This is a genomic window from Catellatospora paridis, from assembly GCF_009720365.1.
Lineage (GTDB): Bacteria > Actinomycetota > Actinomycetes > Mycobacteriales > Micromonosporaceae > Catellatospora > Catellatospora paridis.
In genome coordinates this window covers 241,521-265,540 of sequence record NZ_ML769317.1, presented here as the reverse complement: position 1 = coordinate 265,540, position 24,020 = coordinate 241,521, and the positions used below count along the sequence as shown (strand labels likewise).

Below are 24,020 nucleotides of genomic sequence, written 5' to 3'. Positions count from 1 at the left end.
CACACCGACCGGCCGGCACCCGTCCGGCTTTGAAGATTAGCTTCTTGACCTTGTGGTGTGTTGTAGCTAACTTTCAGGTAATCGGACAACTCTCGCAAGGAGGTCGTCTTTGAGAACCCTCGTCGCCGCCGTCGCGGCCCTCACGGTCACCCTTCCGGCCCCCGCCGCAGCTCAGCCCGCGCACCCGCCCGCCGCCGAACACGGCTGGGTGACCTCGACACTGCGGCACATGAGCCTCGAGCAGAAGGTCGGCCAGCTCTTCGCCACCTACGTCTACGGCTCCGACGCCGCCAACCCCTCCCCCGCCGACCGCACCGCCAACCTGGCCGCCTTCGGCGTCGAGACCCCGGCGCAGGTCGTGGACCGCTTCCACCTCGGCGGCGTGGTCTACTTCGCCTGGTCGCACAACCTCGACAATGTCCGGCAGATCGCGACCCTGTCCAACGGGCTGCAGGCCGCCGCACTCGACACCGGCCGCAAGGGCCAGGTGCCGCTGCTCATCTCCACCGACCAGGAGCAGGGCGTGGTGCAGCGTATGCCCGCGCCGTCGGCGCAGTTCCCGGGCTCCATGGCACTGGGCGCGGCCCGCTCGGCGGCCGCCGCCCACCTCGCCGCCCAGGTCACCGGACGCGAACTGAGCGCGGTGGGCATCCGCCAGCCGTACGCGCCGGTCGCCGACGTCAACGTCAACCCGGCCAACCCGGTCATCGGGGTCCGGTCCTTCGGTGCCGACAGCGGCCTGGTCGCCGACCTGACCGCGGCGCAGGTGGCCGGCTTCGAACAGGGCGCGGGCGTGACCGCCGTCGCCAAGCACTTTCCCGGCCACGGCGACACTGCCACCGACAGCCACACCGGACTGCCGGTCATCAGCCACACCCGGGAGCAGTGGGAGCGCATCGACGCACCCGCGTTCCGGGCGGCGATCGCCGCCGGCATCGACTCGATCATGACCGCGCACATCGTCGTGCCCGCGCTCGACCCCTCCGGTGATCCCGCGACCCTGTCGCCGACGATCCTCACCGGGGTGCTGCGCCGGCAGTTCGGCTTCCAGGGCGTGATCGTCACCGACGCGCTCAACATGGCCGGCGTACGGGCCAAGTACGGCGACGCCCGGGTGCCCGTCCTCGCCCTGAAAGCCGGCGCGGACCAGCTCCTGATGCCGCCGGACCTCGCCCTGGCCTACGACGCCGTGCTCCAGGCCGTCCGCGACGGCGAGCTGACCGAGCGGCGCATCGACGAGTCGGTGCGCCGGATCCTGTCGGTCAAGTACCGCCAAGGGCTGTCCCGCTCGCCGTACGTCGACGTCGACGCGGCCGTGGCCTCGGTCGGCTCCGCCGACCACCTGGCCGCAGTCGGGCAGGTCACCGACCAGACGCTCACCGCCGTGCGCAACGACGCCGGGCTGCTGCCGCTGTCCGGCGCCGACCGGTCCGTGCTCGTCACCGGCTGGAACAACGCGGCGTTCAACCCGATCGGCAGGCTCGCCGGCGGCTTCACCGCCCGGGGCTCGCGCACCACCTCGCTGCCCGCGACGCTGCCCTCGGCCCAGGCGATCACAGCGGCCGCGGCCCAGGCCGCCCAGCACGACCTCACCGTCGTACTGGTCAACAAGGCCTGGGACACCGCCGTCGGCGATCCGCGCGCCAGCCAGCAGCAACTCGTCGCGGCGCTGGTCGCCACGGGCAGACCCGTGATCGTCGTCGCGGTCCGCGACCCGTACGACATCGCCTATCTGCCCGGCGCGACCACCTACCTGGCGACCTACACCTACACCCCGGCGGCGATGGACACCCTGGTCCGCGCGCTGCACGGCGACCTCGCCCCGCACGGACACCTGCCGGTCACGATCGTCGCCGCCACCGACCCCGCCACCACCCTCTACCCCATCGGCCACGGCCTCACCTGGTAGGAGAAACCCTTGTTACGCAGAAACCTCATCACCGGCACCGCCGCGGCCGGCGCACTGGGCGCGACCGCGCTCGCGCTGCCCGCACAGGCCGCGCCCAAGCCGCGCCGGGTCCAGACCGGACTGGACCGGCTCGTCGCCGACCGGTTCGCGACCCTGACCGGACAGAAGGTCGGCGTCGTGTCGAACCCGACCGGCGTCGACGCCGACTACCGCCACCTGGTCGACCTCATCCACGAGTCCGGGCGGGTGAACCTGGTCGCGGCGTTCGGACCCGAGCACGGCTTCCGCGGCTCCGCGCAGGCCGGCGGCAGCGAAGGAACCGGCATCGACGCCCGCACCGGCATCACCGTCTACGACGCGTACGGCGCCTCGCAGGCCAAGTGGGAGGAGCTGATGACCCGGGCCGGCGTCGAGACCGTCGTGTTCGACATCCAGGACGTCGGCGTCCGCTTCTACACCTACATCTGGACCATGTACACCTCGATGGTCGCCGCGGCCCGGCTGGGCCTGCGCTACGTGGTGCTCGACCGGCCCAACCCGATCGGCGGGCGCGCCTACGGACCGATGATGACCCCGGAGTTCACCTCGGGCGTGGGCCTGAAGGAGATCATCCAGCAGCACGGCATGACGGTCGGTGAGCTCGCCCGCTTCTTCAACGCCGAGTTCCTGCCCGCCGAGGCCGGACGCCAGGTCGAGCTGGAGGTGGTGGCCTGCAAGCACTGGAAGCGCGACATGTTCGCCGCCGACACCGACGTGCCGTGGGTCATGCCCAGCCCCAACATGCCCACCCCGGACACCGCGCTGACCTACCCGGGCACCGGCCTGTTCGAGGGCGTCGCCTCGATCAGCGAAGGCCGGGGCACCACCCGGCCGTTCGAGCTGGTCGGCGGCCTGGCCACCGACTTCGACTACCACTGGTCCGACCGGCTCAACGCCCGCGACCTGCCCGGCGTGCGGTTCCGGGAGGCGTACTTCGTGCCGACCATCGCCGGGCACCACCCGCCGCTGCTCAACAAGCTGTGCGCGGGAGTCGAGGTCAAGGTGACCGACCGGGCGGCGTACGACCCGATCCGCACCGCGGTCGCGATGCTGGTCGAGGCACGCAAGTATCCGGCGTTCGCGTGGCGGGCCGACTCCTACGACCCGGTCCGGCCCTACTGGGTCGACAAGCTCACCGGCTCGTCGCGGCTGCGCACGATGATCGACGCCGGCGCCGACGTGGACGACGTGGTGGGCGCCTGGTCGCAGGAGCTGGCGGACTTCGAACGGCGGCGGCGTCCATACCTTCTCTACTGAGCCGACGGCCGTGGGGACGGTCCGACACCGGCCCGCCCCCACGGCTCCGGCTCCGATGACTTACCGGCCGCCACCGGGAAAACGGGTGCGGCAACCGCCCGGGCTGGCTACGGTCCGGGCGTGGCCCACACCTATCCCCCGCTGAACGTCGAAGTCCGCACGCCGCGCCTGACGCTGGCCGGTGCCTCCGACGAACTGCTGGAACGTCTCGTGCCGATCGTGCGGGCCGGAGTCGCCGACGCCGAGCCGTGGCCGTTCGACGACCCGATCTCGTTCTACGCCGACAACCCCGAACGCGAATGGCGCTGGCTGCGCGGCATCTGGGCCGGCCGCGCCCGGGTGAGCCCGGATGCGTGGCGGCTGTACTTCGTCGTTCTCGTCGACGGCGAACCGGTCGGTATGCAGGACCTCATCGGCAAGAACTTCACGCGGTTCGGCACGGTGTCCAGCTTCTCGTGGCTGGCCCCCGGCAGCCGCGGGCAGGGCCTCGGCAAGGAGATGCGGGCGGCGATCCTGCAGCTGGCCTTCGCCGGGCTGGGCGCACGCGAAGCCGGCAGCGACGCCTTCGTCGACAACGAAGCCTCCAACCGTATCTCCCGTGGCCTGGGCTACGAACCGAACGGCACGGACTGGGACACCCGCCGGGGCGAGCCCGCGCGGATCCAGCAGTGGCGGCTCACCCGCGACGCGTGGGAACGGGTCCGCCGAGACGACATCGAGCTGACCGGCGTCGAGCAGTGCCTGCCCGTCCTGGGCATCGGCTGACTGGTCTGCCCACGCCCTACACGGGCCGACCCGGCGGCAGGATGCGCTCCCATTCACTGGAGTAGACCTCGCCGAACAGCCGCAGCTGGTCGCCCTTGCAGCTGTACGTCTCGGGGGTGATCGTGGCCTTGAGCGGCTCGGACGCGCGCTGGCGCCCGTTCACCTTCAACGTGGTCGTGCCGGTCGAACGCGGGCTGCTGTAGTTGATCGTCTTGTCGTCGGCCACGTAGTTGAGCTTGGTCGTGCCGTTGTGAATCATCTCGTACCGGTCGCCGTAGCCCGCGCCGCGCCGGGTCACCTTGTCGACGGTGGCCATCGTGCCGTCGGCGTTGATCTGCATCAGCGTGCCCGCGCCCGTGAACTGGATCTTGTTGCCGTACATCTCCCAGTTGGCCGTGTACGAGGTCTCGCGCCAGCTGCCGATCAGGCAGGCGGCCGGAGCCAGGCTGGGCCGCGGCAGCGGAGACGGCGACGGAGACGCGGCGGCTACCGGCGACGGGCTCGGCGTCGAGGCCGGCTCGCCGCGCAGGGCGAAGTACGCGGCAACGCCGCCGGCCAGGCAGAGCACCAGGACCATCCCGAGCACCACCACGCTCACCACGACAGGCGTGGTCCAATCACGACGCTCAGGAATCGGCTGCACCAGACCAGCATCGGCAACGAGCTTCACCGCGGCAAGTCCGAATCGATCACACGGCCGGACGCCGAGACCCGGGCGGAGCGCTCGGCGTCACTTGCCCGGCAGCACCTCGTCCAGGAAGTCGATGCCCCGCTCGATCAGCCCGCCGATGTCGTCGTAGCCCTCGAAGCAGTGATCGGCTCCGGGCACGAGCAGCAGGTCTGCCCGCACGCCGACCGCGCGCAGCGCCTCGGTGAGGGCCTGTCCCTGGTCTGGCGAGACGACCTGGTCGTCAGCGCCGTGCACCGTGAAGAACGGCGGCGCCCCGGCATGCACCCGGCTGAGTGCGTTACCGAAGGCGACGAACTCACGCCGACCGTTGACCGCGCCCCCGAACAGCAGCGCCCGGGAATTGGACGGGTCGTCCAGGTCGTCGAACGCGAAGAAGTCGACCGCGCCGTACCAGTTGACGACGGCCTGGATCGCGGTCTCGCCGGTGCCGGTCAGCCCGGCCATCGCGGCCAGGTGGCCGCCCGCCGACTCGCCCAGCGCGGCGAACCGGGCCGGGTCGAGCTTCAGCTGGTCGGCGTGGAGCCGCAACCAGCGCACGGCCGACTGGACGTCGACCAGCTGGGCCGGGTACGGCGCTTCCAGCGCCAGCCGGTAGTCGACGTCGGCGACCGCCCAGCCACGATCGAGGAAACGCTGGTGGAACCGGTGCGGCGCGACCGGCGGCGGCAGGCCTACCCGGCTGCCCTCCATCCAGCCGCCGCCGTGCACCCACAGCAGCACCGGGAACGGCCCGTCGCCGGCGGGCAGGTGCAGGTCGAGGTGCAGCGGCCGGAAGCCCGGCACCACGGCGACGGTGCAGTCGGCGTAGGTGACGGTGGGCCGCGGCTCGGGTGGCGGGTATCCGGTCACCGGCCGCCTCCATTCATGATCACGATGGTCGGTCCGAGCATACCGCTGCAGGCGGACGCCTGCGGTGAAGGCATTGACCGGGCATCCGACGATCGCCAGACTGTGCGCCGACGCCCAAGCCCCCGGAGGAAAGCACCATGACCATGCCCCGCCTGTCACCAGCCGGATGGACGATCGCCGTCTTCGGACTCGCGGCACTGGTGCTCGGCGCCGTTGGCCTGATCAGCCCCGACGCGCTGCTGGCCTCGATGGGATTCGCGCCGGACGGCACCGCCGTGCGCGCCGCCGACGACTACACGCTCGTGTTCGTCCGGACCTCCGCGATGGCGTCCTTCAACATGGGCGTGTACTACCTGCTCGCCGCGGCCAAGGACTGGACCGCCTTCTTCGCCTTCACCGTCGTCTTCCGGCTGGTGACGTTCTGCGTGTTCACCGCGCTCGTGCTGACCGACACCGCCCCCGCCGGCTTCTTCGCGGTGGCGGCCTGGGAAGGGGCGGGGGCGCTCGCCACCCTGCTCGCGTTGCGCGTACAGCGGCAGCAGAAGTAGAAGGCGCACCGACGTCGGTGAGGCGACACCCGGCCCTGTCGGGCTGCGGGTTGCCGCAGCCCGACAGGGCCGGTGCATCAAACTTGCGGGCCGTTTCGACGGCGGCGGAACACGACGAACCCCGCCAGCGTCGCGAGCCCTGCCAGGACGGTGATCGCGGTCCAGGCTCCGGTCGATGCGGTCGCGGCAGCGGGCGCGATGGAGGCCGCGGCGGCGGCCGGGCCCTGGCTCACGATGTCTGTCGCCGTGGGCGCAGCCGAGGCGGCGGGCGTTTCGCCGGGCGATCCGGCGGGCGATCCCGTGGGCGAGGATGTCGGTCGCGGTGTGGCCGTCTTGCCGCTGGTGGGTTTGGGGGCGCTTTGCGTGCCGCTGCCACCGGATGAGGTGCCCGTGGAGCCGGAGCAGCCGCTGACCTTGACGATGATCGTGGCGTCGTTGTTGGTGGTGTGGGGATCGCCGTAGTCGGCGGTCCAGTCCACGCCCGGCTGGTTGGCGCCCTTGGTGGGATCGCAGCCGTTGACTTTCGCCTGCACCGTGACCACCCGCGTCTGGCCGACGGCGAGATCCTCGATCCGGCACACGAACGTGGTGGCGGTGGTGGTGCAGCCGTTGCCGCCGACGTACCGGATGCCCGGTTGCGCGGCCCTGGCGCCCAGCGTCACCTGCGGCTGTGCGGCGGGTCCCAGGTTCTTGACCGTGTGGGAGACGGTGACGGTCTGGCCGATCTGGGCCGTCGGCACGGTCGAGGTCATGACCATGTCGGCCACATTCGGGCGGATGTCGACCGTGCCACTGGCGGTGGCGTCGCCCGGTGCGGGTCGCTGGCAAGGCGCAGGTGGACGGTGCCGGCCGTGCCGATGGTGGCGGTGGGCTTCGCCCGCAGCGACAGGGTGGCCCCTACCCTGCGCTCGCCGTCGATGGTCAGCGTGCCGAAGTTGCAGGTGACGATCGAACCGGATCGGCCGCAGGGTGAGCTGACCCCGGTGATGTCGATGTCAGTCAATCCACGATTCCCCTTGTCGCCGATCATGATGAGACGTTTCCCAGCGCCCGGAGCAATCCTGCAACACCGGGGGCCGTCATGGAGAACACACCAACGCCGCACCCACCACATATCGACGACAGTCTCTGCAAATGCGGGCACGAACGGCCGCGACATCGAACTTCACCGGTTGACTGGGTTCCGCGAGCTCGTCTACCGTCGCCTCGGAATGCGCTTTCCAGCGTGGCCCAGCCGGGTGACCGCAGCACACGCCACCCGGTGCCAGGCACGTCCCACGCCGTCGCCCAACGGCATGGTCCGCTCCCAGCCCGAAGGACCCACCCCGATGAAACTGCACCCACTCCCCCGCCGGCGCGGCCGCCTCGCCGCACTGGTCACCGCGGCGGCCGCGGCCGCACTGACCGTCATCGCAGGCACCGTGCTGACGACTCCCGCCAGCGCCGCGACGCTGTTCAGCGCGGACTTCGAAGCCGGCGCCAGCGGCTGGTCGAAGTCCGGCGGCGACTGGACCGTCGTCGCCGACGGATCCCAGGTCTTCCAGCAGGCCAGCACGACCACCGACCGGGCCCGCCAGTTCGCCGGTTCCAGCAGCTGGACGAACTACACCGTCCAGGCCCGGGTGAAGCCGCTGGCGTTCGGCTCCGGCGGTGTCGCGGCGCTGGCGGCGCGGTCCAGCGGCGCCACCGCCATGTACCGGCTCGCGCTGACCGGCGGCAACCGGGTCGAGCTGCAGTACATGAACGGCAGCGCGATCACGGTCCTGGCAGGTCTATCCCGGACCGTGTCGACCGGCACCTGGTACACCCTGCGGATCACCACCAGCGGCTCGACGATCAGCGGCTACGTCGACGGCACGCTCGTCGGCACGGCCACCAGCACCGCGATCGCCGCCGGCCGGATCGGACTGTTCACCGGCTACGCCAGCGCCCGCTTCGACGACGTCAGCGTGACCGACACCGTCACCACCCCGCCCAGCACCCCGGCGCCCTCGGCCAGCACCGCGTCGCCGTCGCCGAGCAGCGCTTCGCCGTCACCGTCGAGCGCGTCCCCGTCGCCGTCGAGCGCGTCGCCCTCCCCCAGCGTCAGCCAGCCACCGGCCGGCACGCTTTACGTGGCGCCCAACGGCAGCGCGAGCGCGGCCGGCACCCTGGCGAGCCCGACGACGCTCGCTTCGGCGATCACCCGGGTGACCGCCGGCGGAACGATCTTCATGCGCGGTGGGACGTACAACTTCTCCTCCACGGTGACCGTCGAGACCGGTAACAACGGTGCCTCGGGCGCGCTGAAGAAGATCTCGGCGTACCAGGGCGAGACTCCGGTGTTGAACTTCTCCGCCCAGGCCGAGGACCCCGCCAACCGCGGCCTGGCCGTGAACGGCAACTACTGGCATGTGTACGGCGTCGTCGTCGAGCGGGCCGGCGACAACGGGATCTTCGTCGGAGGCAGCAACAACGTCTTCGAGCGCACGATCACGCGCTTCAACCGCGACACCGGCCTGCAGTTGTCGCGGACCCTGTCCAGCACGCCGCAGAGCCAGTGGCCGGCCAACAACCTCATCCTGAGCGCGGAGTCGCACGACAACGCCGACTCCGACGGTGAGGACGCCGACGGCTTCGCCGCGAAGCTGACCGTCGGTTCGGGCAACGTGTTCCGGTACGCCGTATCGCACAACAACATCGACGACGGCTGGGACCTGTACACCAAGACCGACACCGGGCCGATCGGTGTGGTGACGATCGAGGACTCGATCGCCTTCAACAACGGCACGCTCAGCAACGGCGGCCAGGCCGGCGCGGGCGACCGCAACGGCTACAAGCTGGGCGGCGAGGACATCGGCGTGAACCACATCGTGCGGCGCAACATCGCCTTCAACAACGGCAAGCACGGGTTCACCTACAACAGCAACCCGGGCTCGATGACGGTGTCGAACAACATCAGCATCGACAACGACGAGCGCAACTTCTCCTTCGACGCCGGCACGTCGGTGTTCCGCAACAACACCTCGTGCCGTTCCAGCAGTGGCACGAACGACCGGATCATCGGCAACTCCGACAGCTCGAACCAGTTCTGGTCCGGCACGAACGGATCCCGGTGCTCCGGTCTCAGCGGCTCCCTGGGCTGGTCGTTCGCTTCCGACGGCCGGCTGGTGGTGACGCTCGGCGGCGCGGTGGTCACGCCGTAGCGTCCGCTGGGGCAGGGCCTTCGATCACGGTGCGGCGGTCGCCGCACGCGTGACCGGGGGCCCTGCCTCTTCTCGGTCGACAGCTACTGGCTTCACGGCTGGTATCCAGGCGGAACGTGGCCCGCTACAGTCCCCGATCATGGACGCCCTCATCGTCTGCGCGTGGATCTGCGTGGCCACGTGTGCCGCGACCTGGCTCGCCTCCCTGGTCAGCGGCGAGCATTCGTGGGTGGACCGGATCTGGTCGATCGTCCCGGTGGTGTACGTCGGCGTCTTCGCGGCCTCGGCCGGCTTCGCCGACGCCCGGCTGAACGTGCTCGCGGTGCTGGTGCTGCTGTGGGGCGCCCGGCTGACGTTCAACTTCGCGCGGCGCGGCGGCTACGCCCCCGGCGGCGAGGACTACCGCTGGCCGATCCTGCGCGCTCGGCTGTCGCGGTGGCAGTTCCAGCTGTTCAACCTGCTGTTCATCACCGTGTATCAGAACATCATCCTGCTGCTGATCAGCCTGCCGGCGTACACGGCGCTGATCCACCCGGGCTCGTTCGGCGCGGTCGACGCGGCGCTGACAGTGCTGTTCCTGGGGTTGCTCGTCGGGGAGACGGTCGCCGACCAGCAGCAGTGGGACTTCCACCGGCGCAAGCACGCCGCGCTCGCCGAGGGCCGGGCGCCGCAGTCGCGGTTCATGCGCACCGGGCTGTTCCGCTACTCGCGCCACCCCAACTACTTCTTCGAACAGGCCCAGTGGTGGGTGGTGTTCGGCTTCGGCGCCGCCGCGGCCGGTTCGGTGCTGCAGTGGACGGCCGTCGGCCCGGCGCTGCTCACCGCGCTGTTCGTCGGCTCGACGATCTTCACCGAGAGCATCACCCTGTCCCGCTACCCGGAGTACGCCGACTACCGGGCGGTCACCTCGCCGATCGTCCCGTGGCCGCCGCGGCGCGCCGCCGCCCGCCCGGCCGACGTGGCCTGACCGCCCGTCGTCGCCGTCGGCGGTCGTCCGCGAGGATTGCGCACCTTATTCGGTTGTCGCCGCGGTGCGCCTCGGCGAGTATGGCCACGGTGGCCGCCACCTGCGCGCTGTCGTGTTCGCCGGGCTCGGACCGATCGGTGTGGCGACGGCAGACGCGTGGTGGGCCGCCGACCCGCCCGACATCGCCGACCGACGGAACCCATCATGGATCTCGCGCAACGCCGTGAGCTGGCCCGTAAGGCGCTCGACGGCTACGACAGCGGCCCGGACGCCACGACTCGGGCGCTTGCCGATGCTCAGGCGAGGATCGGCGATGCCGTGGCCCTGGTCCTGGTCGAGGGTCTCAGCGACCAGATCGCGCTGGAGACGGCCGCGGCGGGTCGCGGCCGTGATCTCGAAGCCGAACGTGTCGTGGTCGTGCCGATCGGTGGGGCGCACGCCATCGGCCGCTACCTGACCGAGCTCGGCCCGCGGACGGCCCGGGTGCGCCTGGCCGGCCTGTGCGACGTGCGCGAGGAGGAGATCTTCCGGCGTGCGCTGGTCGCCGCCGGGGTCGGCGCGCCCCGCACCCGCGCCGACATGGCCGTCCTCGGGTTTCATGTCTGCGTCGACGACCTCGAAGGGGAGCTGATCCGCGCGGTGGGCACGGCAGGGGTCGAGGCCCTGTTCGACTCGCAAGGCGACCTGGGGTCTTTTCAGACCTTGCAGGGCCAGCCCGCGTGGCGCGGTCAGGAGCCCGAGCGGCAGATGTGGCGGTTCCTGCGCGCGGGGTCGCGCCGCAATCTGCGCTACGCGCGGCTGCTCACCGAGGCGGCGTTGAGCCGCGATGCCCTGCCCGGGCCGTTGGCCGCGGTGCTCGACGGGATCGACTGAGCCGCGCCCACCGCGTTTGGCGGGCCTGACTGTCGGATCACGCGGGTTCGGGTCGGTGGACGCCCCGGGGGCGGTAGCCCAGTGCTCCGCTTTCGCCCAGCACGTCCGCGAGCAGCCAGATGATCGCCAGCCACATCTCCGTCCCCTGGAGGCTGGGCAGGTGTTCGGCCCCGGTGGTGGGCGCGGGGCTGAAGGCGAAGCCGGCTCCGGTTTGCCAGCGCGGCAGGGTCGCGGCGAGCCGGTCACGTGCCCACGCCTGCACCTCGGCACGCCGGTGGCCGGTCTGCCGGCCGCAGAGCCACAGCGGGTGGATCACGTCGAGCACGTCGCAGGCGGTGCCGCGCCCGTCGGCGAAGAACCGGCCGTCGCGGGCGTGGGCCAGCACGGTGTCGATCGTCTGCTCGGGGCGCGGCACGGGCAGGCCGAACTGGGCGAACGTGCCGCGGGTGAGCCGGTAGTAGCCGTTGACCGGCTGCCGCCAACCCTCCTCCGCGCTCGGGCTGCCCCACAGCCCGGTGAAGGCGTCCTGCCTGGTGAGCAGCCAGCCGAACAGCGTCTCGGTCGGCTCGTGCTGGTCGAACAGCCTGCGGTTCCAATGCAGTCCGGTGGCGAGGATGTCGACCCAGTCGCCCGCGCTCCAGGCCCGCTGCGCCCACGGCAGTCCGTCCAGCTCCGCCACCAGCCGGGACGGGTCCATGCGCACGGCTTCGATCGGATGCGGTAGCTGGGCGCCGAGCAGGTCCAGGGCATATCCCACGGACAGGACGTGGTACGCCGAGCCGCTGTCGAGGCTCGGCCGGCCGGTCTCGCCGAGTTCGGGGATGAGTCCGGTGGCCGGATCCTGCAGGGCGGCGAGCCGGTGGACGAGTTCGTCCCGGTCGGTCTGGGGCGGAGGGGCGTTCAGCAGCAGGTCTGCGATCTCGATCGCGTCGCAGACGGCTCGCACGGTGGGCGCGGCCGCGGGCTGGTCGGTGAACGTGTCACCGGTCCGGTACCGGTCCAGCACCTGTGGGGCCTGGTCACGGGCTTGTGCGGCGAAGTCGGCGAGTTGCGGGGTCAGGCCGCCGGTGCGGGTCTGGTCGCGGCGGTCGCGTACGCGGCGGGCGGGGTTGCCGACCATCACCGACCAGGCGGGGACGTCCTTGGTGACGACCGCACCCGCGCCGATGATGCTGTGCTCGCCGACGGTGACGCCGTCGAGGATGATGGCGTTCGACCCGATCCACACGTCGTCGCCGACGACTATGCCCTTGGCCACGATGGGCTGGGAGTGTATCGGCGCGTCGGCGTCGGTGGAGTGGTTGAAGCCCACGAGGGAGGCGTGCGCGCCGATGCGCACTCCGGAGCCGAGGCACACCGGGCCGCGTACGACGGCGTAGGGATTGAGGCTCGTGTGGTCGCCGAGCTGGACCTCGCCGGTGAGGTAGACGTGCGCGGCGATGTAGGAGTCCGCGCCGAGCGCGAGGTCGGCCTGGTGGATCGCGGCGAGCGGGGAGACGTACGTCCGCTCGCCCGCGGACCGCAGGCCGGGCAGCCCGCGCTGGTAGGCGAGCTGCGCGTCGCGTTCGTCCGGTGTGGCGTCGTCGGCGAACATCCACGGGCAGAAGTCGAACTCACTCATAGCGGAGATCATTTCGCATCTGCGCGGGTAGTTCCAGGCGTTGTAGCCGGGACTCTTGTCGGTGACGACCGGTACGGTCCGGATCTACGACGAGATCAGCCCGGCGATGCGCGTCGGTCTGGACACCGATCTTCGTTTCCGGCGAGGACGATGAAGGAGAAGACCGTGAGCGACGAGGTCACCCAGTACATCAACAAGCAACAGCCGTGGCAGATCGACGTGTGCGAGAAACTACGTGCGATGGTCGGTCAGACCGTTCCCGGTGTCGAGGAGCGGCTCCAGTACGGCAAGCCGCACTACCTCAAGAACGGGCACTACGCGGCCGTCATCGCGGTGGCCAAGGACAAGGTCTCGTTCATGGTGTTCAACGCGACGAACGTTGCGGAGATCAAGGGCTTCCTTCGGTCTTTGGGCAACGGCGAACGCAAAGCCGTCGATATCAAGGATGGGCAGACCGTCGACTACGGCGCACTTTCCCGCGTCCTGGCGGAGACCGTAACTGCCCTGTAGCTGCCAGGATGTGCCCGGCCGGTTACCGTTGCCGCTGTGCAGGCGGAAGCGGGTGAGGCGGTCGGCTTTTCGGTGCTCGGCTCGATCATGATCGTCCGCGCCGGCGCCGAGCTGCCTCTGGGCACCCGCCAGCAGCGGCTGGTGCTGGCGTTGTTGCTGGCCCGGGCCGGTGCACCGGTGTCGGTGGCCGAGCTGGTCGACCTGCTCTGGGACGAGCAGGCCCCGGCCAGCTCCGTGAACGTCGTGCACCGGCACATCGGGGAACTGCGGCGGCTGCTCGAACCCGGCCTGCCCACGCGTGCCACGGGCCGGCACATCGTCCGGGAGCTCACGAGCTACCGGCTGCGCGCCGACGAGCAATCCTTGGACCTGCTGAAGTTCCGGTCGTTGAGCCGGCTGGCGAGCCGGGCCATGCACGACGCAGACCCGGTGTCGGCGCTGCGGCATTCGCTGGCCGGGCTGCGGCTGTGGCGCGGCCGCTGCGCCGCGGGCCTGGAACCGGCGTCCCGCCGGCATCCGGCTTTCCTCGCCGTGGAGGCTGAACGCGCCCACGCCGTGCGCGAGGCTGCCGACGCCGCCGAGCGCTGCGGCCGGCTGAGCGCGGTGCTGTCGCCGCTGCGGCAGGCCGCCGAGCAGCACCCGCTCGACGAGTCGCTGCAGAGCCGGCTGCTGTTGGCGCTGGCCGCCGACGGCCGCCAGGCCGAAGCCGTCGAGATGTACCGGCTGGTGCGGCGGCGGCTGTCCGACGAGCTGGGCGTCGAACCGGGCGAGGAGCTGCGGGAGGCGTACGACCGGCTGCTGCACCAGCGCACCCAGCCGGCGCGTGCCGAGGCGCCGGCTGCACTCCCCCGGCCCGCACAGTTGCCGCCGGACCTGCCCGCCTTCAGCGGCCGGGACGAGCTGCTCGCCGACGCCCGCGCGGCGGTCGCGCGCCCGGGCGGGCCGACGGTGCTCGCGGTCGACGGCATGCCCGGGATCGGCAAGTCCGCCCTCGCCGTCCACCTCGCCCACGGGTTCGCCGCCGGCTACCCCGACGGGCAGTTGTACGTCGACCTGCGCGGATACGGGCGGGAGCCGGTGATGAGCCCGGCCGAGGCGCTACGCGGCTTCCTCGGCTCGCTCGGGGTGCCCCGGGAGGGCATTCCCGCCGAGCTGCACGCCCAGGCGGGCCTGTATCGCAGCAGGCTCGCGGGCCGGCGGGTGCTGGTCGTGCTCGACAACTGCCGCGACGCCGAGCAGGTCCGGCATCTGCTGCCGGGCACCCCGGACTGCCTGGTGATCGTCACCAGCCGCAGCAGGTTGAGCACCCTGCTGACCGCGGCCGGCGCGCACCCGTTGCCGGTCGGCCTGCCCAGCGTCGGCGAGGCCCGGTCGATGCTGCTGGGGATGCTCGGCGCGGGCCGCGGCGCAGTGGACCCGGCCGCGGTCGACGCCGCCGTCGCGGGCTGCGGGCGGCTGCCGCTGGCGCTGGCCGTGGTCGCCGCCCGTACGGCGAGCCTGCCACCCACGCCGCTCGCGCAGGTCGCCGCGGAGCTGGCAGGCACACCTGAAGGCCTGGACGGGTTCGACGGTGACGACCCGCAGACCGGGCTGCGCGCCGTCTTCTCCTGGTCCTATCAGGCGCTGTCCGCCCCGGCCGCCCGGCTGTTCCGGCTGCTGCCGATCCATCCCGGTCCCGACTTCTCGATCGCCGCCGCGGCGGCGCTGGCCGGCGTCGCACCACGCAGCGGGCAGGCGCTGATCGGCGAGCTGAGCCGCGCGCATCTGATCAGCGAGGACCTGCCTGGCCGCTACCGCACCCACGAGCTGCTGGCGGCCTATGCCGACCAGCTTGGCGAGGAGACCGACAGCCCGGCCGAACGCGCCGCCGCGCAGCTGCGCTGCCTGCAGTTCCACGGGGCCGTCAGGTAGCCGTACCGCGCCGACCGATGCTTCGGCCGCACCCGCGCACCTGGCGGCCGGTCACGTCGCGTCCGTTGGCGACGGCGCTGGGTGACGGCACTGAATCGGCACTCGTGCGTCAGTCCAATCGCATCGATCATCCCTAGGCTCGTGCCTCGATCACCCGTTGTTCCTGCCTGTGGGAGGAATACCGTGCTGCTGGCACCCGACGAGACGACGGCCACCGCGGCCGAGCGGATGACCGCGCTGCATACGGACCACGCCCGTGCCGTGCTGGGCCTGCTGCTCGTGCTGACCCACGGCCAGCGGCAGACCGCCGAGGACCTGCTGCAGGAGACGATGCTGCGGGCGTGGCGGCACCTCGACGCGGTGCCGGGTGAGGCCGGTGCCGCCCGCCGGTGGCTGCTGACCGTCGCGCGGCGGCTCGTCATCGACGGCGTGCGGCTGCGGCTCAGCCGCCCGGCTGAAGTCCATCTCGTCGACATGACCTGGATCCCCGGCCGGGACGACACCACCGGCACCGCGCTGGCGTCGTACGCCGTCCGGCAGGCGCTCGGCCGGCTGAGCCCGGCGCAGCGCAGCCTGCTGTGCGAGGTGTACCTGGTCGGGCGGTCCCCGAAGGAGGTCGCGGGTCGACTGGGCATGCCGGTCGGCACGGTGAAGTCGCGGACCCACTATGCGCTGTGCGCCTTGCGAAGCAACCTCAAGGCCGCCTGAGACGCACCGCGCCGGGCTGCGGTTCCGACGTTGCGGCCAAGTTCACAGCGCCGTTGGGCCCGCTTCTGGCAGGATATGAGTCCTGCCACGCTACGGCGATCGTGACCAACAGCCACCCGTGGACCGCGCCAGGATGACCAGCCCGCTTTCGTTCGCCGTCCTCGGCCCGGTGCGGGCCTGGCGCGGCCGGTCCGAACTGGACCTCGGCACCCGCCAGCAGCGGCTGATCCTCGCATTGCTGCTGGCCCGGGCCGGTGGCGCGGTCAGCGTCGCCGAGTTCGTCGACCTGCTCTGGGAGTCCGATCCTCCGCCGAGTGCGGTCAACGTGGTGCACCGGCACATCGGCACGCTGCGGCGGCGCTTCGAACCGGGCCTGCCGACGCGCGCGGCGGGCTCGGTGCTGGTCCGTGACGGCGCCGAATATCGGCTGCTGATCGATGAGGAGTCGCTCGACCTGCTGCACTTCCGGCGCCTGGTCGCCCAGGCCGCTGCCGCCACGGGCGAGCCGGCCGTGCAGATGTACCGGCAGGCGCTGGCGTTGTGGCGCGACCGGTGCGCTGCGGGCCTGCACGCCGAAGGCCGTACCCATCCGGAGTTCGTCGCCGTCGACGGGGAGCGGTTCGCGGCCGTGCGGGCGGCGGCCGACGCTGCGCTGCGGGCCGGGTGCGCCCACGTGGTGCTGCCCGCGATCAGGTTGGCCGCCGAGTACGAGCCGCTGGACGAGGAATTGCAGGCGAGGCTGCTGCTGGCGCTGGCCGCGGACGGCCGGCGGGCCGAGGCCCTGGCGGCTTATGCCGACGTCGAGCACCGGCTCACCGAGGAGCTCGGCATCGCGCCGGGCGGGGTGTTGCGCGCGGCGCGCGACAGCGTGCTCGACCAGGACGCCTCGGTGCCGACCGGGGTCGAGCCGCCGGCGCAGCTGCCGGCCGACCATCCGTATTTCGCCGGCCGCCGGGAGGTCATGGCCGCCGCCCAGGCGCTGCTGGCCGACGACCAGCGGACGACCGCGCTGGTCATCGACGGGATGCCGGGCGTCGGCAAGACCACGTTCGCGGTGCACCTGTCGCACCGGCTGGCCGCCCGCTACCCCGACGGGCAGCTGCACGCCGACCTGCGCGGGTTCGACTCCGGCGACTCGGTGATGACCCCGGCGGAGGCGTTGCGCGGTTTCCTGTGGTCGCTCGGGGTCGCCCCGGGCTCCATCCCGGCCGAGCTGCACGCCCAGGCCGGGCTGTACCGCAGCATCCTGGCCGAGCGGCGGATGCTGATCCTGCTCGACAACTGCCGTGACTGGGACCAGATCCGGCACCTGCTGCCGGGCACGGGCGGCAGCCTCGTCATCGCCACCAGCCGCCGCCGGATCACCGGTGTGGCGGGTTCGGCGGGTGCGCACGCGTTGCATCTGGATCTGCTGACCGATGCCGAGGCCCGCGAGCTGCTCGCCCGTCGGCTCGGTGACGCGGTGGCCGCCGACCCGGCGGCCGTCGGTGAGATCATCGCGCGGTGCGGCCGGCTGCCGCTGGCGCTGGCGCTGGTCGCGACCCGTAGCGTGGGTCGGCCCGGGTTGAGCCTGCCGGCGGTCGTGGGTGAGCTGGCCGGGGCCGACGGCCGGCTGGCCGGGTTCGGGGACGCGCACGCCGATCTGGAGTCGATCTTCTCCTGGTCGTACCGGGCGCTGACGCCTGAGGCGGCTCGGCTGTTCCGGCTGCTGCCCCTGCACCCTGCCGGGGAGTTGAGCACGCAGGCGGCGGCCGCGCTGGGCGGCCTGCCTGCGCGCTTCGCCCGTGGCCTGCTCGGCGAGCTCGCCGCGCAGATGCTGGTGCGGCCGGGCGGCGGCCGGTGGCGGATGCATGACCTGCTGCGGGCTTATGCGGTGGAGCTCGGGGAGGAGCACGACGATGCGGCCGAGCGGGACGCCGCCGTCGCGCGGGTCTACGACTATTACGAGCTGAGTGCGTACGCGGCGCATCTGCTGTTGCAGCCGCAGGTGCCCCTGCCGGAGCCGGAGCCGTCCGGGCAGGGGGTGACCGGGCGGCGTTTTTCCGGCCGGGACGACGCGATGGCGTGGTTCGCGGCCGAGCAGCGGGTGCTGATCGACATCGTCGCGCGGGCGCAGGAACGCGGGCGGCCTCGTGCGGCGTGGCGGATCGCGCTGGCCATGCAGAACTTCTTCCAGGACACGGCGCAGTTCCGGCAGTGGGCGGCTGTGGTGGGCACGGGCCTGGCCGCGGCCGGGGACGATCCGGCGGCCCGGGCGCTGCTGCACCGCAGCCTCGCCGGTGCCTGCTACTTCCTGGCCGATCTCGACGGTGGGTTGTCGCACCTGCAGCAGGCGGGGGCGATCTTCGAGCGGCTCGGCCTGCGCAGCGAGCAGGGCCATGTGGAGAACAACATCGCCGAGATCCGGCTGGACCAGCGGTGCTACGGCGAGGCATTGCGCCATGCCGAGGCCGCGCGGGCGCTGTTTCACGCCGAGGGCAATGTGCGGGGTGCGACGACGGCGCTGCTGGCGATCGCGCGGGCGCAGGGCAGGCTCGGTGGGCAGGCCGAGGCGCTGGGCATGTTCGTGCAGGCGCGGCGGCAGTTCGAGGCCATCGGTGACCTGCACGGGGTGGGCACGACCCAGGCCTGGCTGGCGCACACGTACTCGATGATCGGCGACCTGCCGCGTGCGCTGGCGGTCTGGCAGCAGGCGATCGACACGTTCCGCGGCGCGGGGGCGGCCCACCACACCGCGCAGGTGCTGGTCGCCGTCGGCGACTGCCATGCCGACGGCGGTGACGCGGCGCTGGCCGGGCAGGCGTGGCGGGAGGCGCTGGCCGAGCTGCACGGGACGGACTCGCCGATGGCGCGGCAGATCCGCGATCGGCTGGCGCGGCTGCGGTGACCCGGACGCGGCGACAAGCGCCGCGTCCGGGTCAGGTGCTCAGTACCGGTAGGCGCGGAGGACGGTCTGCTTGACCGTGTTTCCGGCGGTGTCGGTCGCGGCGGCGCGCAGCGAGACGAAGCCGGCCCCGGCCGGGTGGTACACCAGGGCGGTCGCCTGCTCGCCGAACCGCAGCACGGGCAGCTTGTGCCAGGTCTTGCCGTCGTCGTAGGAAGCCTCGACGGTCAGCGACCTGGTCCGGCCCGGTGCCGCCCCGACCTGGCGGTCGAGGGAGACCGGGATCGTGAACAGTCGCCCGGCCGGCGCCCGGTTGTCGATGTCGAGGGCCGGGGTGTACCGGATCGCCGTCAGCGGCAGTTTCACCAGGTCGCCGTCGGCCACGTGCCCGGACTTGAAGGTCCACTCCGCCTCGACCACGGTCGACAGGGTGAACTCCGGGTCGCTGCGGAACGTCGCGGCGAGCCGGTAGTCACCGGTCGCGGCGGGCACCTGCCACGCGTAGGGCACCTCGGTGGCGGCGCCGATCTCGACGCCGTTGCGGTAGAGGGTCACCTGCGCGCTGCCGCCGCGGACGTGCCGGAAGCCCATGTGCCCGGTGCCGTCGCCGTGCAGCGGCCCCGGCCCGCCGATCTGGTCGCCCCAGTAGCGGGTGGCGTACTGCTGGCCGAAGTTCGGCTGCGGGAACACCGGCCCGGCGACCGCGTTGGCCCACTTCACGTCGTAGGTGCGACCGGGCTTGAAGCTGGTCCAGTCCGACTGGTAGTAGGTGTACCGCGTCTGCGCCGAGACCGACTGCCAGACCGTCTGCTTGTCCTGGTTGTAGTACTCGGTGATGGTGCGCGGCACGTCGTAGGTGAAGCTCGGCTGGATGTTGCGCTCGTCGCGGTAGACCGGCGAGTTGCCGGGCGCGTGCGCGACCGCGGTCCGGGCCACCGGCACGCCGGCGACGTCCGCGCCGATCTGGGAACGGACCGTGGCGAAGTCGCCCGCGCGCAGCTTGCGGGTCAGCCCCGTCATCATCTGCTGCGGCTCGTAGAAGTAGGCCCGGTAGACGTAGGGGCTGTTGTGCAGGCTGCCGTCGGCGTCGACCTGGCCCCAGATGCCGTGGACGTAGGAGACGAAGCCCGGCGTCTTGCCGGCCCCGGCCTGCGCGGTCCGCACGTGTTCGAAAGGCACGTTCATCAGCGTGCCGAACGGGTCGTTGCTGCCCCAGATCTGCGGCTGCTCGGTCCGGATCGTCCAGCCGGAGTCCGGGAAGACCAGGGTCGCGTTCGGGTTCGGCACCGACACCACGATCGGCTTCGCCGTGCGGGTGTCCATGGTGAGCGCCTGATCCTTGGTCAGGTCGAGGGTCGGGCGCACCAGCGAGGTGACGTCCGGCATGAACGGGTCGCCGCTGAGCATGTACGTCTGGACCAGGTAGCGGCCCGCGCGGACCCGGTGGCTGGTGGCCGTCGGGTCGTCGAGCACCAGCAGGGTCTGCCGGTCCAGGTCCATCAGGACGGTCACCCAGCCCTGCTCGGCCGTCGGCTTGCCGCCGTCGGGGCCGACGAGCTTGAGGGCCAGCGTACGGCGGACGACATCGAGCGCGACCGGGGTCTGCACCTGCGCGCCGCCGCCGGTGGCGGTGACCTCACCGCCGACGTAGCGGTCGGGCAGGTCCGCGCCGGCCTGCACGGTGACGGTCACGGTGGCGGTGCCGCCGGCCGGGACGGTCACCGAGGAGGCGCTGAGGCCGAACAGGCCCGCCGGTGCGGGGTTGCCTTCGGCATCCTTCGCGGCGAGGGACACGGCCAGGGTGAGCGCGGCAGGGCCGCTGTTGGCGTATGTGATGGTGCGCGTCTGCGCTGCGGTGCTCCGCTCGAAGGCGACACTGACCGGGCTCGCGGTGACGGTCTGCCGGATCGCCCGGGCGACGTCGAGGAAGCCCGCGCCCTGCTCGTAGACGCCGATGGCGGCGTTGGGCTGCGCGGCGGCCATCAGCGTGGACTTGATCCGCTCAGGGGACCAGTCGGGGTGCTGCTGGAACAGCATCGCAGCCGCGCCGGCCACGTGCGGGGTCGCCATCGAGGTGCCGTTGAGGCTGGTGTACTGCGGGTTGTCGGCGTCGGGCCACATGTCGGAGACGCTGCTGAGCGCGGCGAGGATACCGACGCCGGGCGCGGTGAGGTCCGGCTTGATGCCGGCGTCGCCCGCGCGCGGGCCGCGGCTGGAGAACTCGGCCAGCTCACCGGTCTTGGTGACGGCGCCGACGGTCAGCGCCTCGGTGACGCTGCCGGGCGAGTTCACGGTGGACTCGCCGCCCAGGCCGGAGTTGCCCGCGGCGACGACGAACAGCATGCCGTAGCGGTGGGTGAGGTCGGCCACGGCCGCCTCGATCGGGTCGGTGGCCGGGCTGTCCGGGCCGCCGAGGCTCATGTTGGCGACCTTGACGCCCTGCTGGGCCGCCCAGTTCATGCCGGCCAGGATCGCCGACTCCGGGCAGCCGTCCACGGTGCAGACCTTGGCGCTGTACAGGCTCGCGCCGGGCGCCATGCCCTGGAAGCGGCCCTGCGACGCGGCCCCGCTGCCGGCGATGGTGGAGGCGACGTGGGTGCCGTGGCCGACCCGGTCGAGGTTGTCGGGCTCGGCGGTGAAGTTCTCCGCGGCGGCGACGTGACCGGCCAGGTCGGGGTGGGTCTGGTCGACGCCGGTGTCGATCACGCCGATCTTCACGCCGGCACCGGTCCAGCCGGCCTGCCACGCCTGCGGCGCGCCGGTCAGCGGGACGCTGACGTCGAGGGTCGGGCGGCGCAGCCCGTCGAGCCAGATCTTGTCGAACCCGGCGCGCAGCCGCCGCTCGCTGCCGCCGGCGGTGGAGGTGATGCTGTTCCAGAAGGACACCGCGTCCGCGCGGTTCTGCGCGACGGCGCTCGCTCCGGTCAGTTCCCGGGTGGTCCGGGCGCCGGCGAGGCCGGCGGGGGTGGTGTCGGTGTGCTGGACGATGAGCGGCAGGGTCGGTCGGGTGTCGTCGTAGCCGAAGCCGATCAGCGTCGAGACGTCGAACAGCCGCTCGTCGAGCTTGCCCCGGTTGAGCAGGGCGACGGCGTCGGCGGGGATGACCCGCACCTGCTCGCCGGCGCTGTGGGTGAGGAACGGGATCCGTTCGCGTCCCTTGCCCGGCACGACGTTGACGGCCGTCTGGCCGTCGATGGTGCTGATGTGGACGGTGTCGCCGGTGAGCAGAGTGACCGTCCGTGCTTTGGCGGCGACCGGGGGTGTGGTCGCGGGTTTCGGCGCCTGGGGCTGCGCCGCGGCCGGCGTGCCGCCCGGGGCCACCGCCGAGACGCCCAGCACCAGCAGTGCCAGCGCCGATATCTTGCGAGCTGACCGCATCATTCTCCTAGATCAACGCGAGGGGGGTCGGGTGATCTAGACGTGAACGGTGGGCGAAAGTTCACGAACGTGACCTGGATCACAGTCGCCGGCGGGTGGGTCGGACGCCCGTCGACCACACCGGACGATCAGGAGTTCGTCCCCGCCGGCGTGGCGGCTCGGCTCGCTTCGTCGCCGCCCACCGCTCCGGGCAGCCCGCCACGCGGTGCAGACGCCGCCCGGCCCGGCCGGTTCCAGCGGACCGATGGCATGTTGCGGTCGCACGGCCCGGGGCCGCGGCCGCGCACGGCCACCGCCGCACGGCCGCGGCCCCGGACGGCGATGCCTGCAGTTGCGCGGCGAATTCCGCCAGCGGCGCCTCGGGCAGTGCCGCGGCATGGGCGGCCACCACGGCCAGCGCCCGCGGCAGCCGCCCGCTACCGGCGATGATCTGTTCGACCGCGCCCGGTTCGGCGGCGAGCCGTGCGGCGCCCAGCCGCCGGAGCAGGTACTCCCGCGCCTCGTCGGGTGGCGGCGGGCCCATGGGCAGGGGGTGGGCGCGTCCGGTGGAGACCAGGCCGGTGAGCTGGTTACGGCTGGTCACGATGGCCAGACAGCCGGGGGCGGCGGGTAGCAGATGCCGGACGTGCTCGAAGTCCCGGCAGTTGTCGATGACGAGCAGCACCCGCCGTCCGGCGAGGATGCTGCGGTAGAGCCCGGCCAGCGCGTGCAGTTCGCCCGGCCTGCTCTGCTGCGGCACGCCGAGCGAGTCCAGGAATCCGCGCAGTGCCTCGGCCGGGCTCATCGCGCGTTCGTGGGCGGCGAAGCCACGCAGGTCGGCGTAGAGCTGCCCGTCCGGGTACGCGGCGGCCAGGCGGTGTCCCAGATGGATCGCCAGGGTGCTCTTGCCGATGCCCGCCACGCCGTACAGGGCCAGCGCCACCGTCGCCCTGCCCTGCCGCCGGTCCTCGTCGAGCAGCACGCGTGCACGGGCCAGCAGGTCCACCCGACCGCCGAAGAAGGGGTGGTCGGGCGGCAGCTGAGCCGGAACCGGGCGCGGAATCGTCTGACCTGCCGCCTCCTCGCCGCCGATGGGCGACGGGACGCGGGGCCCGGCGAGCGGATCGGGCGGTGGTGGCGCGTCGCGGCCGGCCGTGCGCTGGTGCAGCAGGCGGTCGTAGGCGTCGAGCAGTTCCGGGCTGGGGTCGATGCCGAGCTCGTCGGCGAGCCGCCGGCGGACCTGCTGGAACGTGTCCAGGGCCTCGGCCTGCCTGCCGTCGGCGGCCAGCGCGAGCACGAGACGGGCCTGCAGCGCCTCGTCGAACGGGTTCTGCCCGGCCGCCCGGCGCAGTGCCGGGATCACCAGGCGCAGCCGGCCGCCGCGCAGCGCCGTGTCCGCGGCGTCCCGGACGGCCTGGGAGCACTCGGACTCGATCGAGGCGAAGGCCGGATGCGCGCGCGACTCCGGGTCCAGCCCCGACCCGCAGACGCCACGCCACAAAGCCAGCGCCTGGGCGTACAGCTGCACCGCCGGGCCCGGTTCGTCCGCCGCACGGGCCTGGGCGACCAGCCGGCGGAAGCTCAGCAGGTCGAGGGAGTCCTCGTCGACGCGCAGCCGGTATCCGGCCGCGTGCCGGATGAGGTAGCCGCCGACGGCGCGCACCGGCAGGTCCGGTTCGATGAGCCGGCGCAGGGTGCCGATGTAGCGGTGCACGACGTTGACCGCGCTGGCGGGCGGGTCCTGGTTCCAGATGGTGTCGACCAGATCGGTCAGGCCGACCACCGAGCCCGCGTTGGCCAGCAGCAGAGCGAGCACCAGCCGCTGCTGGCGGCCGCCGAGTTCCAGCTCGACGCCACCGCGCCGGGCCGCGACCGGGCCCAGGATGGCGAACCTCACTGCCGCGCTCGACTCGCCCATGACCTGCCCTCGCTGCTCGCCCCGGCCC

The 24,020-nt window shown here is 72.2% G+C and carries 18 protein-coding genes; 11 read left to right on the top strand and 7 right to left on the bottom strand.

Annotated features, from left to right (window positions below; translation table 11 throughout):
* Positions 1-109 precede the first annotated feature (109 nt).
* From F9C41_RS19050 to F9C41_RS19040, 3 genes are all read left to right on the top strand, one after another.
* On the top strand, positions 110-1,909 hold the full coding sequence (locus F9C41_RS19050; protein WP_155388172.1) for a glycoside hydrolase family 3 protein: 1,800 nt from the start codon (positions 110-112) through the stop codon (positions 1,907-1,909).
* Between the two features lie 9 nt (positions 1,910-1,918).
* A complete protein-coding gene (locus F9C41_RS19045; RefSeq protein WP_155388171.1) occupies positions 1,919-3,205 on the top strand; it encodes an exo-beta-N-acetylmuramidase NamZ family protein in 1,287 nt (428 codons plus the stop codon).
* Positions 3,206-3,325: 120 nt separating this feature from the next.
* On the top strand, positions 3,326-3,970 hold the full coding sequence (locus tag F9C41_RS19040; RefSeq protein WP_155388170.1) for a GNAT family N-acetyltransferase: 645 nt from the start codon (positions 3,326-3,328) through the stop codon (positions 3,968-3,970).
* A gap of 16 nt (positions 3,971-3,986) precedes the next feature.
* Here the strand turns inward: F9C41_RS19040 and F9C41_RS19035 are convergent, their stop codons facing one another.
* Together F9C41_RS19035 and F9C41_RS19030 are read right to left on the bottom strand one after the other, a co-directional pair.
* Positions 3,987-4,613, bottom strand: a complete 627-nt coding sequence (locus F9C41_RS19035; protein ID WP_155388169.1) for a hypothetical protein — start codon at positions 4,611-4,613, stop codon at positions 3,987-3,989.
* An 87-nt stretch (positions 4,614-4,700) separates the two neighbouring features.
* A complete protein-coding gene (locus F9C41_RS19030) occupies positions 4,701-5,510 on the bottom strand; it encodes an alpha/beta hydrolase (RefSeq protein WP_155388168.1) in 810 nt (269 codons plus the stop codon).
* 137 nt (positions 5,511-5,647) lie between these two features.
* Here F9C41_RS19030 and F9C41_RS19025 point away from each other — a divergent pair, with 137 nt between their 5' ends.
* Complete coding sequence (locus F9C41_RS19025) at positions 5,648-6,058, top strand: hypothetical protein (RefSeq protein WP_155388167.1); 411 nt, start codon at positions 5,648-5,650, stop codon at positions 6,056-6,058.
* A 77-nt stretch (positions 6,059-6,135) separates the two neighbouring features.
* Here the strand turns inward: F9C41_RS19025 and F9C41_RS19020 are convergent, their stop codons facing one another.
* Positions 6,136-6,816, bottom strand: coding sequence for a DUF11 domain-containing protein (locus F9C41_RS19020; protein WP_155388166.1), 681 nt, complete (start codon positions 6,814-6,816; stop codon positions 6,136-6,138).
* Entirely contained in the window at positions 6,807-7,088 is a 282-nt protein-coding gene (locus tag F9C41_RS19015; protein WP_155388165.1) for a hypothetical protein, read from the bottom strand. The genes F9C41_RS19020 and F9C41_RS19015 overlap by 10 nt, the downstream gene beginning before the upstream one ends.
* 298 nt (positions 7,089-7,386) lie before the next feature.
* Here F9C41_RS19015 and F9C41_RS19010 point away from each other — a divergent pair, with 298 nt between their 5' ends.
* The 3 genes from F9C41_RS19010 to F9C41_RS19000 all read left to right on the top strand — a co-directional run bounded on the left by F9C41_RS19010 (position 7,387) and on the right by F9C41_RS19000 (position 11,083).
* Positions 7,387-9,243, top strand: a complete 1,857-nt coding sequence (locus F9C41_RS19010; protein WP_155388164.1) for a LamG-like jellyroll fold domain-containing protein — start codon at positions 7,387-7,389, stop codon at positions 9,241-9,243.
* 139 nt (positions 9,244-9,382) lie between these two features.
* The gene (locus F9C41_RS19005) at positions 9,383-10,210 is read left to right on the top strand and encodes a DUF1295 domain-containing protein (protein WP_155388163.1); all 828 of its coding nucleotides are present in this window, start codon (positions 9,383-9,385) and stop codon (positions 10,208-10,210) included.
* A 204-nt stretch (positions 10,211-10,414) separates the two neighbouring features.
* Positions 10,415-11,083, top strand: a complete 669-nt coding sequence (locus tag F9C41_RS19000) for a TOPRIM nucleotidyl transferase/hydrolase domain-containing protein (protein WP_230689745.1) — start codon at positions 10,415-10,417, stop codon at positions 11,081-11,083.
* 37 nt (positions 11,084-11,120) lie between these two features.
* Here F9C41_RS19000 and F9C41_RS42025 read toward each other — a convergent pair whose 3' ends face one another.
* Entirely contained in the window at positions 11,121-12,704 is a 1,584-nt protein-coding gene (locus tag F9C41_RS42025; protein ID WP_330164774.1) for an acyltransferase, read from the bottom strand.
* 165 nt (positions 12,705-12,869) lie between these two features.
* Here F9C41_RS42025 and F9C41_RS18990 point away from each other — a divergent pair, with 165 nt between their 5' ends.
* The 4 genes from F9C41_RS18990 to F9C41_RS18975 all read left to right on the top strand — a co-directional run bounded on the left by F9C41_RS18990 (position 12,870) and on the right by F9C41_RS18975 (position 18,720).
* Positions 12,870-13,214 (top strand): DUF1801 domain-containing protein, encoded by a 345-nt coding sequence (locus F9C41_RS18990; RefSeq protein ID WP_155388161.1) that lies wholly within the window; start codon positions 12,870-12,872, stop codon positions 13,212-13,214.
* Between the two features lie 36 nt (positions 13,215-13,250).
* The gene (locus F9C41_RS18985; protein WP_155388160.1) at positions 13,251-15,125 is read left to right on the top strand and encodes an AfsR/SARP family transcriptional regulator; all 1,875 of its coding nucleotides are present in this window, start codon (positions 13,251-13,253) and stop codon (positions 15,123-15,125) included.
* Positions 15,126-15,308: 183 nt separating this feature from the next.
* Positions 15,309-15,833 (top strand): sigma-70 family RNA polymerase sigma factor, encoded by a 525-nt coding sequence (locus F9C41_RS18980; RefSeq protein ID WP_155388159.1) that lies wholly within the window; start codon positions 15,309-15,311, stop codon positions 15,831-15,833.
* 133 nt (positions 15,834-15,966) lie between these two features.
* Positions 15,967-18,720 carry an AfsR/SARP family transcriptional regulator gene (locus F9C41_RS18975; protein ID WP_155388158.1) on the top strand — a complete coding sequence of 918 codons (2,754 nt, stop codon included), beginning with the start codon at positions 15,967-15,969 and terminating at the stop codon, positions 18,718-18,720.
* Positions 18,721-18,759: 39 nt separating this feature from the next.
* On the opposite strand, the gene F9C41_RS18970 is transcribed toward F9C41_RS18975, so the two are convergent.
* Positions 18,760-22,095: a S8 family peptidase gene (locus F9C41_RS18970; RefSeq protein ID WP_155388157.1), complete on the bottom strand. Its 3,336-nt coding sequence runs from the start codon at positions 22,093-22,095 to the stop codon at positions 18,760-18,762.
* A 79-nt stretch (positions 22,096-22,174) separates the two neighbouring features.
* Complete coding sequence (locus tag F9C41_RS18965) at positions 22,175-23,992, bottom strand: AfsR/SARP family transcriptional regulator (protein ID WP_155388156.1); 1,818 nt, start codon at positions 23,990-23,992, stop codon at positions 22,175-22,177.
* Positions 23,993-24,020 lie beyond the last annotated feature (28 nt).